Here is a 12070-nt window from a genome sequence, read left to right as displayed (position 1 = left end):
ACCGATGCATCCGTACCGCACCATGATCGGCGTCGCTGTCACCGCCCTGCTTGCGTCCTCGGTGACCGTGCTCGGAACCGCTGCAGCGCAGGCGGATCCCGTGGACGACTTCTACGTCCCGCCTGCCCAGGTCGTCGACGACCCCGGTGCTGTATTGCGGACGCAGCCTATGTCGTTGTTCGCTGCGCTGCCCGGTGCGGACGGTGCCTACCCCGTTCAGGCCGAGCGGGTGCTCTATACGTCACGGACGCAGGACGATTCGCCGGTGGTGGTATCGGGGACGTTCATCGAGACCGAGGTGCCGTGGCGTGGGGCCGGTCCTCGGCCGACCATCGTCGTCGCGCCCGGCACGGTGGGTCAGGCCGATCAGTGCGCTCCTTCCCGTGCGTTTCCGACGACGGTCAATGCTGTGACGCAACCACTGTCGATCTCGTTCAATCAGGAACTGTTGTCCTCCACGCTGTGGGGGTCGATGGGTGCGAACGTCTTCGTCACCGACTACATCGGGTTGGGAACGCCCGGCGTGCACACCTACGTCAACCGGGTCGAGCAGGCTCATGCGGTTCTCGACGGTGCCCGCGCGGCGAACGAGCTGCTCGGTGATGCCGATGCGCCTGTTGGTATCTGGGGCTACTCCCAGGGTGGTGGAGCGGCGGCCGCGGCGGCCGAACTCGCCGCGGAATACGCGCCGGAGGTCGATCTGAAGGGCACGTGGGCCGGAGCGCCCACCGCGGATCTACTCGAGGTACTGAAGACCGTCGACGGCACGCTGATCGGAGGCGTGATCGGTTATGCGCTCAACGGTTTCGTCGAGCGCGACCCGAGTTTGCTGCCCCTCGTAGAAGAAAGACTCACCGATCACGGCAAGGCAGTGTTGAGTGATCTGCCGACGCAGTGCATCGGCGACACCATCCTGAAGTACCCGTTCCTGCGAACCGAATCGTTGACCGCGGACGGCAAGTCGATGCTCGCGAATCTGGGCACCATTCCACAGGCGGGCCGTATCCTCGAGGCTCAGCGGATCGGTCGTAGTACCCCGAACGCGCCGGTGATGATCACCAGCGGACTCAACGACGACACGGTGCCGTACGGTCAGGCCCGGCAGTTGGCCCAGGATTGGTGTGGCCGAGGTGCCACTGTCGAGTTCCGTACCAATCCGTTGCCGCCGATCCTGCAGGGTGCGGTGTTGCCCAACCACTTCGGGCCGCAGCTGATCGACGGGTACGGCGGTGCCGCCGCAGCGTTCCTGATGGACCGGTTCGCCGACGTACCCATGGCATCATGCTCCGTCGACTGAGCCCAGTGGTTCGGGTATCCATCCGTGCCGTCGGCTAGGGCCGCCTCGACACCGCTTCGCTCGACCCTGTTGCGGTCGCGGCGTCGGGTGGAGGCTGTGATTGCCGGCGGTGGCCCGGACATCGTCTTTCAACCGATCGTCCGTGCACGCGATGGAGTGATCGAGGGATACGAGGCCCTGTCTCGCTTCCCGGCGGGCGGGGGTGACACCGAGGCGTGGTTCGCCGATGCAGCGCAGTGCGGCCTCGGTCCGGCTCTGGACAGATCGGCGGCCGTCAAGGCCCTGGAGGAGTCGACTCGTCTGCCGCACGGGCCCTTCGTTGCGGTCAATCTCAGCGCAGCAACACTATTGGCCGATGCTGCGCTGGTGGACATGCTGCGCGAGTACGGCGGACGACGGCCACTGATTGTCGAGCTCACCGAGCATGCCGTCCTCGACGACGAGGACGCGGTGGTAGCCGTCTTGGGCGAACTTCGAGACGGTGGGGTAGCCGTAGCGGTCGACGATGTGGGTTCGGGCTACGCGGGAATGCGGCAGCTAGTCGTGCTCGAGCCGGAGGTCATCAAGCTCGACGCCTTCGTCGTCCACGGCATGAAAGGCAATCGAGTGAAGTCGGCCTTGGCCGAACTGGTGCTGGAGTTCGCGCGAAAGACGGACTCGAGGTGTGTGTTCGAGGGCATCGAGACCGACGAGGACCTCGAGGCGGCTAGGTCGATCGGGGCCGACCTGTTGCAGGGCTTCCGAATCGGTCGCCCCACAGCGGTGTAGCTTGCGCCTGTGGCCTCTCGTGATTCCGTTGCTCTGACAGTGCAGGCGACGGCCGCGCAGGCCGGTTGGGTCGGGGTCCGGCTGATGATCGGTTATCGGGCGATCGCCGAGGGTGCCGACACACGAACATTGGCGGTGATCGCGGCGCTGTTCGCTGCGCCCGCGGTGGTGACAGCATTGCCGATCGGGCGCATCGCGGATCGGTTCGGAGGGCCGGTGGTGATCGCATCGGGAATTGTGTTGTGCTCGATAGCGACTGCTGTCCTGGTCAGCTTCTCGGCGATGTGGGCGTTACTCGCGTGCACCGCTGCGTTCGGTCTGGGGAATCTGCTCATCATGATCGGGCAGCAGGCGTTCGTCGCACATGTCCACGTCGACGGTAAGAACGAAGGTGCCTTCGGCGCACTCACTGCCGCCGCCTCCATGGGGCAACTGGTCGGGCCGCTCGCCGTGACGGCCGTCGCGTCGAGGTTCGGCGGTGCGAGCGTGGAGAGCCCCAACACGACGGCCGGCATCCTCACCGCCGGTGCCTTCACCGTGGTCGCGCTCCCGACCGCACTGTTCTTGATGTTCGGCCGCAACCACATCCGTGCGCAGAAGCCCGCGGAGGGCGAGGCGTCGGGACTGCGGTTGCTGAAGCTGCCGGGCATGTGGCAGTCGTTGACGGTCAGCGGTGCAGTGCTGGTGACCGTCGATCTGCTCTATGCGTTCGTGCCGGCGTGGGCCGTCGAGCGCGGGGTATCGGTGACGACGGTGGGGTGGTTGCTGGCGCTGCGTGCCGGGGTATCGGTGGTCAGCCGGATCGGGCTGGGCAGACTCGACGCGAAGTTCGGTCGCACTGTGCTGCTGAATGTTTCGCTGGCCGCGGGGGCGCTGGCATTGGCCGTATTGCCGTTCGTCCAGGCCGTGGGGGCTATCGGAGTCATGATCGCACTCGGAATCGCGCTCGGCATTCCGCAGCCACTGACCATGTCGTGGGTGGTGTCGATCGTGCCGAAATCCGCGCAGGGAGAGGCGTTGGGATTGCGGATGTCGGCCAACAGAACTGCGCAGATTCTCATCCCGCTGACGGTCGGCGCACTCGCTGGGCCCTTCGGGGTCGCGGGCATCCTGCTCGGTAATGCACTGGTGCTCGGGGGATCGATCGCCGCGGCCTCGCACCCGCGGAGTCGGGGCTGAGCACTTGACGCTCCACTCGACGCCTCGGTCGCGGGGATTCTCCGACTCGGGGCGCGGAGTGGAGCACAAGTTGCACACGCACCGACACTGGGCTGATTCAGCTGGGATGGGTGGACATCTTGACGTGCGGGATTCCCGCTTCCAGGTATTCCTCTCCCACTCGAGTGAATCCGAATCGTCCGTACCATTTTTCTAGGTGCGCTTGCGCGGACATCTCGACCACCCCGGGGTACGCCTTCAGCGCGGCCTCGACGAGCTGTCCGGCATAACCGCGCCCACGCCCCGCAGCCGCAGTCGCAACGCGGCCGATGTGGACCGAATCGTCGACGAGCACTCGGAGAGTGGCCAACACCTCGCCATTCTCGTCCTGGATCCAGAACAGTTCTGTCGTTGGAAGTAGGTCCGCACCATCGAGTTCGGCTTCGTCGACAATCTTCTGTTCGTGCACGAAGACCTCGACCCGAAGCGCCATGATGCGGTACAGGGTGCTCGGGTCGACGCGCGAGAGCGGTGCGTGCTGGACGGTGGTCATCGGGTCCGTTTCGTCGAAAGGTATCGGTCTTCACACCGCAAGAGGCACAACGGTTCCCGGCGTGACGTCGTTGTATCGGGCCGTGATCTTGTTCAGTTCCAGCTGGTAGTACAGGGACTGCAGGCCGAAGACGAACGTGAGCAGAAGTCCGACGACCGAGCTGCACGTCGGCTGCAGGCCGGCCGCGCGCTGGGCGTCGGCGATGCGGTTTCCGGTGTTGTAGTAGCTGATCAGCGGCGCGATGATGGTCCAGCCGAGGAGGAGCAGAACCAGCAGTGGGCCGGCGACCGGCGGATCGACCTTGCGTCGGTCGAAGTCGGCCATCTCACGGTGAATGAGGTAGTACCAGACGAAGTGGTAGATGCCGAGAGTGATGAGCGGCAACAGAATCCACACGACAACGGGGTTTCGCCGCTTCATCGCACTACCTTGGGCAACCGGACCGGTCATGGTGCTCCCCCCCCCAACCTTGTCGGACGCGACAGGCGTCGCATGTCCGTGGACCACTCGATTCTCCCACGTCGGGGGTACGCCTCGATGTCGACACGTGTCACTGCTCCGGGTTGTGTTCCTCGCGCAATTGTCGACCCTGCTCGACGGCCTGTGCATCTTTTTCGTCGTTCTTGTCCGATACCCGGGTGTCTCGGGGCGGCAGTTGCAGGCGTTCTTCGGCGACGATTCCGGCCTGGAGTTGCCGACCACGTTCGAGTTCGGAGTCCAGCTCGGCTCCGAACAGCAAGGCCAAGTTGGTGATCCACAGCCACAGCAGGAACACGATGGCTCCGGCGAGGGAGCCGTAGGTCTTGTTGTAACTGGAGAAGTTCGCGACGTAGAAGCCGAATGCGACGGTGGCGAGAATCCATACGATGATGCCGACCGCAGCGCCGGAACTGATCCATTTGAACTTGGGCTGCTGCACGTTCGGCGTTGCGTAGTACAGAATCGCGACGGCGAGCACCACCACGATCAGCACCAGCGGCCAGCGTGCGATGTTCCAGATCGTCAGTGCGGTGTCGCCCAGTCCGACGGCGTCGCCCACGGTTTTGGCCACGGGGCCGCTGATGGCCAGCATGACGGCGGCGAGCGCGATGAGTACGAGAGCGACGAGCGTGACCAGGAGCATCACCGGTCGCAGTTTCCAGATGGGGCGACCCTCGTCCACCTCGTACATGCGGTTCATCGCCCGGCCGAAGGCGCCGACATAGCCCGACGCAGACCACAGTGCACCGGCGATACCGATGATCAACGCGAATCCGGCAGTGGGGGCTTGGACAAGTTGTTCGATGGTTGGACGCAACGTGTCGACAGCGGATTGCGGGCCGAGATCGCCGACGACCTGCAGTACGCCGTCGACCGTGGCCTGTCCTTGGCCGAACACGCCCAGCAACGACACGATGGCCAGAATTGCAGGGAAGAGCGAGAGTACGGCGTAGTAGGTCAACGCGGCTGCGAGGTCGGTGCACTGATCCCGGGAGAACTCACGGATGGTCTTCTTCAGCACGTAGATCCACGACGGCTTGGTCAGATCGGCAGGTGAATCCGCTTTGCGTGGATCATCCGGATCTGCCTCGGTGGGTGCGGGTGATGTTGCTGAATCGGCCATGGCGGTCGCATACCCGGGGTTTTTCGCTGGAAACAGCGCATCGACACCGAGGCTGCGCGATCGGCGCGGGTTTCGATCGACGCGATGCGGTGCGGTGCGGTGCGGTCGAACTCGAGCGTTCGGGCGGCGAGGCTCCATCTCCCACGCGAAGCGGCCGTGAAGATGCTCTGCTGCGCGTCGGGTGCTTCAAATCGGGTGCAGCTGACCGCGCTCAGCGCGGTCAACTGCACCCGATTCTGATCGCCATGTGGCTGGCTTCGAGCTATTCGGTCGGTGTCGACTCCTGCGCGCGTTCGGCCGACTGCGATTCGATCGAACGCCGAGACCAGTAGCCGGCGAGAAGTGATCCCGATACGTTGTGCCACACAGAGAAGATGGCCGCGGGTAGAGCTGCTGCAGGGCTGAAATGCACCGATGCCAGTGCCGCAGCCAGTCCCGAATTCTGCATTCCCACTTCGATACTGACGGCGCGGCGGCTGGCGACATCGAGTCCGCACGCCTTGCCGATGCCGTAGCCCACGGCGAGTCCGAGCGAGTTGTGCAGCACGACGGCGACGACGATAAGGGCACCGATGGACAGCAGCGTCGGCGCGCTGGCGGCCACCACGATGACGACGACCGCGGTGATTCCGGCAACCGAGATCAACGGCAGGGCATCGAGCACGCGGTCGACGATCGACGGGAACAGCAAGCGCAGAACAACTCCCAGCACGACGGGAACCAGCACGATCTGAAGGATCGAGACGAACAGTCCACTGGCGTCGACCGGTAGGTACTCACCGGCGAGCCACAGCACCAACAGTGGCGTGAGAATCGGAGCGAGCAGGGTCGACACCGACGTCATCGCGACCGACAGTGCGGTGTCGCCCTTGGCCAGGTAGACCATCACGTTGGATGCGGTACCGCCCGGGGCCGAGCCGACCAACACCATTCCGGCAGTGAGCGCGGCAGAGAGGCCGAGCGCGTTGGCAATTCCCAGACCGAGCAACGGCATCGCGAGAAACTGAGCCGCCACGCCGAGCAGCAGTGCCCACGGGCGACGCGCCACGACGGCGAAGTCGGAGAGCCGCAACGTCATTCCCATGCCGAGCATGATGATCGACAACAACCACGGAACGGCAGGCGTGCCGCCGCTGAATGTGTCGGGGGTGATCAGCGCCAGCGCTCCCGCTGCCACGACGATCAGAGCGAACCACTTGCCGGTGAACTCGCTGACGGATTTCAGCTCGGGCATGCGGAGTCTCCTGTGTGGTCGGGGCGCCGTCCAGGGCGGACGCGCAACCCACCGAGCCTAGCCGCAGCCTCGACAGGCAAGTCCCCACTTGACAGGACATTCGAATAGAACAAGACCAATCGGACTGATTCTGGCAGTATCGTCAGCGATGAACCACCGTCACAACCGAAGGACGACGAACATGACGTCACCGTGAACAAGTTCTCGACGGTGGCGCTGCTGATCCTGTTGGGTGCAGCCGGGACGTTCAACGGGGTGTCCTTGACCTCCGACCCCAGCGGGCGGTCACTGGGCTTGGATGTCGGGTTGCTCCCCTCGTGGCATACCTGGGACTACCGAATTTCCGGGTTGTTCGTGCTGTTCTTTCTCGGCCTCGGACCGTTGATCTGCGTGGCTGCTGTACTCGTCGACGCCTCCGAGGCTGCGGTGTACGTCGCGTGCGCCGGGTTGGTGACCATCGGGTGGGTGGTGTGGCAAATTCTCGTACTCGACATCGATGCCCCCCTCGCCCAAATTCCGCTCACTCTTCTGGGGGTCGCGCTGATCCTCCTTGCAGTCGGCCAACTCCGCGCGCGTGCCCGCGATCGCCGCCGGCAATAGATCGCTGCCTGGACCTGAGGGTTCAGTATCGAGTCCAAGACGCGGGATGCCGCGTGCAGAGTGCGATCGTGAACCGTGAGGTGCGCGTCGCGTAGTCCCGCCTTACAACACGATGGGCCCCAGAATCGACAGAGCCAAGACCACCAGTCCGCCGCCGATGCGCGAGGAGATCGACAGGAAGGGAAGCAGTTCGAGTCGGTTGGCGGCACCGAGTACGGCCAGGTCACCACTCGAGCCGAAATCGGCCAGGCCCAGTCCGCCCGAGATCGCCGATTCGATGAAGTGCAGGTGCACCAGCCAACCCACGAATCCGGCGGCGAAGAGAGCGACGAAAACCACTGCGATGGTGGACAGCATGTAGACGGGATCGTTGAGGAGGGTCAACACCTGCTTGAAGTCGATCGCGACGATGCTCACCGCCACCAGGATGGCCGGGATGAACGCGTTGGCGACGAGTTTGTACCAGATGTCTGCACCCTGAACGAGGAAGTCGGGTACGGGCAGGAAGATCTTGGCGACTGCGCACAGCACGATCAAGAAGACGTAGGTGTGGAGCGAGGGTACGTAGAAGGACATCGCGTCCGCGATCATGAACAGCATTCCGGCGGTGAACAATCCGATGATCGAACTGCGCACGGCGTCGGCCGAGGAGATGGCCTTGCCCACCGGAACGGTCAAGCTGGACTTGTTGACGGCGAGTTCACCGTTGCCGTTGAAGCGGGGGAACAGGTTCGGCTTGCGCCGACCGAGCCACGCGAGTCCGCCCGCCACGATGATGCAGACGGTATTGGCGACCACGACTGCGGGGACGAGCATCGACAGGTAATCGGTCGATGCTCCGCCACTGTTCTGCGCGATAATCTCCGAGATCGGAATGGCTCCGGCTGCAACACCTCCGCCGAGAACCGGCCCGACGACGTAGAACAACATCTTGCCGAGACCGTATCCGGTGAGATATCCGATGAGGCCGAACAGTGCGAAGCACACGGTGATGGTGGCGACGATCGGCACGATGATCCGAGAGCCCGCCTTGATCAGCAGGCTGCGGTCCATGCCGAGGATGCTGCCGACGATCAACGCGGCGACCACGAATTCGCCGAACGCAGACAGGGTGTAGAAGTCGTCGATAGCTGTCGCGGTGCTCTCGGGCATGAGGTTGTAGCTGTACAGAACGGCCGGAATCAGAATGGCGAAGATGACGCCGCCGCCGATTCGGTTGAGGCCGGGGATGGCGTTGCCGGCCACCATCAGCAGTCCGCCGAGGGCCATCGTGGTGGCGAAGCCCGCCGTCATCCCCTCCGCCGGCGTGAACAGGTACGCCAGAATTACGACGACCAGTGCCATCGGAACGAACCAGCGCATCGGCAAGCCGAGGGTCGAGTTCATATCCGACGTGCGTTCGCTGTCCTCGGTGACGAGTTCGGATTCGCTCGGGCGGGCTGACGTCACGGTCTCTCCTGAATTTTCGGTACGCGATGAGCTGATGGAGTCAGCAATACGTTATGTGGCGCTGGTCACTCGGTCAAGACAGATTGTATGCACAATCCGCGTAGAAAGTGGTAGAACGTTCTATATATCGAGTTCTGGAACCAAAGTGCATGCAATCAGGGGAGCTGTAGTGACTGTCGAAGACCGCGTAATCGACGAACCGAGCCCAATGAGATCGACGAGTGCCGGACCGCTGGAGGGTCTGCGCGTCATCGAGATGGGTCAACTGATCGCCGGACCGTTCTGCGGGCAGATCCTCGGAGATCTCGGTGCCGAGGTGATCAAACTCGAGCAGCCGGGAACCGGGGATCCACTACGTGAGTGGGGCCGGACGCGTCCCCAGGGCGAGTCGCTGTGGTGGTCGGTCGTCGGCCGCAACAAGAAATCGGTGACGGTGAATCTTCGCACCCCCGAAGGGCAGGCCATCGCGCGAACGTTGATCTCCCGCTCCGACATCGTCGTGGAAAATTTTCGGCCGGGGACGTTGGAGCGGTGGGGGATGGGATACGACCGTCTCTCTGCCGACAACCCGGGCTTGATTCTGGCCAGGGTCTCGGGATTCGGTCAGAGCGGACCGTATTCATCCCGTGCCGGCTACGGCTCGATCGGTGAGGCGATGGGCGGACTGCGCTACGTCGTCGGCGATCCCTCGACTCCGCCCTCACGCGTGGGAATCTCGATCGGCGACACGCTGGCCGCAGTGTTCGCCGCCATCGGGACGCTCGGCGCGGTGTACGAGCGAACTCGCAGTGGCCGTGGACAAGTGGTGGATTCGGCCATCTACGAGGCGGTGCTGGGCATCATGGAGTCGATCGTTCCCGAGTGGGTCATCTCGGGATATCAGCGTGAACGCAGTGGTGCCATTCTGCCGAATGTCGCGCCCAGCAACGTCTATCCCACCGCGGACGGCGGATGGGTATTGATCGCAGCGAATCAGAACACGGTTTTCGCGCGTCTCGCCGAAGCGATGGGTACGCCGGAGTTGGCCACCGATCCACGGTTCAGCACGCACGGAGCGCGCGGTGAACGTCAGGAACAACTCGACGCTCTGGTGGGAGAGTTCACCGTCCAGCACGACGCGCGCGCACTCGAGGAACTGTTGCTGGCGCATTCGGTACCGGTCGGCAAGATCTATCGACCAGAGGACATGTTGAGCGACGAGCACTTCATTGCCCGTAAGAGCATCATCACCACCCCGCATCCCACCCTGGGAGAAGTGCCGATGCAGAACACGTTCCCGCGGTTGAGTCGCACAGACGGAGCCGTCCGTTGGCCCGGACCCAAGCTCAGCGAACACACCGAAGAGATACTCACCACCGTCGGCGAATTCACGCGCGACACGATCGACGCCTTCCGCGCCGACGGGACCATCTGATGGTGTTCGACGGGTTGCCCCGGAGCGCGAAGTTGGTCGAGGTCGGTCTACGGGACGGTTTGCAGGCGGTATCGGAGTTCGTCAGCACCGACCAGAAGCTCGAACTGCTGCACGGCATTCTCGACTCCGGTGTGACCACTGTGGAGATCACCTCCTTCGCGCATCCGAAAGTGTTGCCGCAGTTCGGCGATGCCGAGCGACTCATCGCAGAGGCGCCGCGACGAGAGGGTGTTCACTACAAGGCGTTGGTGCCCAATGTTCGCGGCGCACAACGGGCCTGCGCCACCGAGATCGAAGAAATCGTCGCGATCATCCCGGTCGATCGGGACATGGCCGCGAAGAATCAGAATTCGACGCCCGAGCAGTTGCTCCACGACTTCTCCGCGATCGTCGCCCAGGGGCACCTGTCCGGCAAGAAGGTCAGCGCCGCAGTGGCCACCGCGTTCTTCGCTCCGTGTCACGGCCCGATCGATGCCACCGAGCTCGACGCGGTGGTCGAGCAAGTGGTCGACGCCGGAGCCGACTCGTTGTATCTGGCGGGCACCAGCGGTGTCGAGACGCCGACAGAGTTCTACGACGGTGTTCGACGCGTCAAGGGCCGCTATTCCACCATCCCGGTGGGGGTGCATCTGCACAACCGCAACGGCTTCGGCACCGTCAACGCGTTGGCGAGCCTGGCCGCGGGAGCGGATTGGATCGAGGCCTCCTTCGGCGGCCTCGGCGGAGACATGTGGTTCCCAGGCGACCCCTCCGTTCTCGGCAACGCGCCCATGGAGGACGTGGTGGCACTACTGGATTCGCTGGGAATCGAGACCGGGATAGACCTCGAGGCCTACTTGGCGATGGTGCGGACCAGCGTCGGCTACACCGGTACTCCGTCGTACTCGTTCGTCTGCAGAGGTGGCACCAGGCAACAGCTCGTTGATGCACAATGGCCCGTGTGAACATGTCGACAGGGGAATCTGTTGTCCGAGATCGGTGACAAGATCTTCGACCTCTTCGTCGCCGGTCATTACGGCCCAGGCGAGAAGTTGAACGAGGCCGAGTTGGCTGCGCGGCTGGGTGTCAGTCGTACCCCCATCCGGGAAGCGTTGGTCACTCTTGCCGGCACCGGAGTCGTCACGATCGAGAAGAACAAGGGTGCCCGCGTCAGTGAGTACACCCGAGACTCCGTCGAAGCGATCTACGCGGCTCGGTCCCTTCTCGAACCCGAGGCCGCCAAGCTTGCTACCGGTCACGTGACCCAGTCGGATCTCGCCGAGCTTCGAGAGATGGCTCAGCGCATGCACGACAAGATTCTCGACTCCGCGGACCTGTCCGAGATAGCGGTGCTGAACAATGCCTTTCACACTGCGATTCTGCTGAGGTGCCCCAACGGTCGCATGGCCGACATGGCGATAGGAATGCTCAAACCCGTTGTCGCAGCTCGAACCTTTCGCCGGTACACCCCGGCCGAACTGATCCGGAGTGCCTCTCATCACCTCGAGATCGTCGACGCGCTGGAAAGTGGCGACGGCGAATGGGTCGAGGCCATCATGCGCGCGCACATCCGGGCAGGCTGTCACAGTGCGCTGCAGGGCAGCTGACGACGGCGATGTCCCGGAGGGACGCGGCAGCTGCACAGGACACTCCACTCGACGCCTCGATCAGGGGCATTCACTGACTTACTTCGAGGAGTGGAGCGTGAGTTGCTTCAGGAATCGACGTCCGATCGCTGGATGCGCCGGACTCGGGCGATAGTCGAGGCCGCCAGGATCAACCCCGCAACCGTGAGGAAGTCCGATTCGGTCAACCCTCGATCCGCATCAACCACGTACAGCACCGCACCCTCGATGGGGGCGTTGAAGAAAAGCCACAGAACTGAGGCAACACCCAGCGAGATCGCTGCGGGCCACGACGGCTTAGCCAGAGACCATGCTGCAGAGGCGAACACTGCGTTCATCAGAACGAGTGCGTGGAACGGATCGGTAGTCGGCACGGACTCATCATGACCG

Annotated in this window: 13 protein-coding genes; 7 read left to right on the top strand and 6 right to left on the bottom strand. The window is 63.7% G+C overall.

The features are described from left to right. The first annotated feature begins 4 nt into the window (after positions 1-4). The 3 genes from AABD04_RS22525 to AABD04_RS22515 all read left to right on the top strand — a co-directional run bounded on the left by AABD04_RS22525 (position 5) and on the right by AABD04_RS22515 (position 3244). Positions 5-1297, top strand: coding sequence for a lipase family protein (locus AABD04_RS22525; RefSeq protein ID WP_341442557.1), 1293 nt, complete (start codon positions 5-7; stop codon positions 1295-1297). An 87-nt stretch (positions 1298-1384) separates the two neighbouring features. Further along, entirely contained in the window at positions 1385-2065 is a 681-nt protein-coding gene (locus tag AABD04_RS22520; protein ID WP_341442556.1) for an EAL domain-containing protein, read from the top strand. A 9-nt stretch (positions 2066-2074) separates the two neighbouring features. Continuing rightward, positions 2075-3244, top strand: a complete 1170-nt coding sequence (locus AABD04_RS22515) for an MFS transporter (protein WP_341442555.1) — start codon at positions 2075-2077, stop codon at positions 3242-3244. Positions 3245-3341: 97 nt separating this feature from the next. Here AABD04_RS22515 and AABD04_RS22510 read toward each other — a convergent pair whose 3' ends face one another. The 4 genes from AABD04_RS22510 to AABD04_RS22495 form a co-directional block, all read right to left on the bottom strand. After that, positions 3342-3776 carry a GNAT family N-acetyltransferase gene (locus AABD04_RS22510; protein ID WP_341442554.1) on the bottom strand — a complete coding sequence of 145 codons (435 nt, stop codon included), beginning with the start codon at positions 3774-3776 and terminating at the stop codon, positions 3342-3344. Positions 3777-3806: 30 nt separating this feature from the next. Beyond that, positions 3807-4196, bottom strand: a complete 390-nt coding sequence (locus tag AABD04_RS22505) for a DUF4234 domain-containing protein (protein ID WP_335740478.1) — start codon at positions 4194-4196, stop codon at positions 3807-3809. A gap of 130 nt (positions 4197-4326) precedes the next feature. Then, on the bottom strand, positions 4327-5379 hold the full coding sequence (locus AABD04_RS22500) for a YihY/virulence factor BrkB family protein (protein ID WP_341442553.1): 1053 nt from the start codon (positions 5377-5379) through the stop codon (positions 4327-4329). Between the two features lie 262 nt (positions 5380-5641). Continuing rightward, positions 5642-6613 carry a bile acid:sodium symporter family protein gene (locus AABD04_RS22495; protein ID WP_341442552.1) on the bottom strand — a complete coding sequence of 324 codons (972 nt, stop codon included), beginning with the start codon at positions 6611-6613 and terminating at the stop codon, positions 5642-5644. A 192-nt stretch (positions 6614-6805) separates the two neighbouring features. Here AABD04_RS22495 and AABD04_RS22490 point away from each other — a divergent pair, with 192 nt between their 5' ends. After that, positions 6806-7213, top strand: a complete 408-nt coding sequence (locus tag AABD04_RS22490) for a hypothetical protein (RefSeq protein WP_341442551.1) — start codon at positions 6806-6808, stop codon at positions 7211-7213. A gap of 102 nt (positions 7214-7315) precedes the next feature. On the opposite strand, the gene AABD04_RS22485 is transcribed toward AABD04_RS22490, so the two are convergent. After that, positions 7316-8662: a 2-hydroxycarboxylate transporter family protein gene (locus AABD04_RS22485; RefSeq protein WP_341442550.1), complete on the bottom strand. Its 1347-nt coding sequence runs from the start codon at positions 8660-8662 to the stop codon at positions 7316-7318. Positions 8663-8870: 208 nt separating this feature from the next. Here AABD04_RS22485 and AABD04_RS22480 point away from each other — a divergent pair, with 208 nt between their 5' ends. The 3 genes from AABD04_RS22480 to AABD04_RS22470 are packed head-to-tail and all read left to right on the top strand — an operon-like array spanning position 8871 to position 11662. Continuing rightward, entirely contained in the window at positions 8871-10076 is a 1206-nt protein-coding gene (locus AABD04_RS22480; RefSeq protein ID WP_243609101.1) for a CaiB/BaiF CoA transferase family protein, read from the top strand. Then, entirely contained in the window at positions 10076-11020 is a 945-nt protein-coding gene (locus AABD04_RS22475) for a beta/alpha barrel domain-containing protein (protein WP_341442549.1), read from the top strand. Before AABD04_RS22480 ends, AABD04_RS22475 begins: the two co-directional genes overlap by 1 nt. Before the next feature lie 21 nt (positions 11021-11041). Next, positions 11042-11662 carry a GntR family transcriptional regulator gene (locus tag AABD04_RS22470; RefSeq protein ID WP_243609099.1) on the top strand — a complete coding sequence of 207 codons (621 nt, stop codon included), beginning with the start codon at positions 11042-11044 and terminating at the stop codon, positions 11660-11662. Between the two features lie 107 nt (positions 11663-11769). Here AABD04_RS22470 and AABD04_RS22465 read toward each other — a convergent pair whose 3' ends face one another. Then, complete coding sequence (locus AABD04_RS22465; RefSeq protein ID WP_341442548.1) at positions 11770-12054, bottom strand: hypothetical protein; 285 nt, start codon at positions 12052-12054, stop codon at positions 11770-11772. Positions 12055-12070 lie beyond the last annotated feature (16 nt).

It is taken from the genome of Rhodococcoides navarretei (assembly GCF_038069675.1).
In the GTDB taxonomy this organism is placed as follows: Bacteria; Actinomycetota; Actinomycetes; order Mycobacteriales; family Mycobacteriaceae; genus Rhodococcoides; species Rhodococcoides navarretei.
The sequence above is the reverse complement of the archived record's forward strand: the minus strand, read 5'-3'. Positions and strand labels throughout refer to the sequence as shown.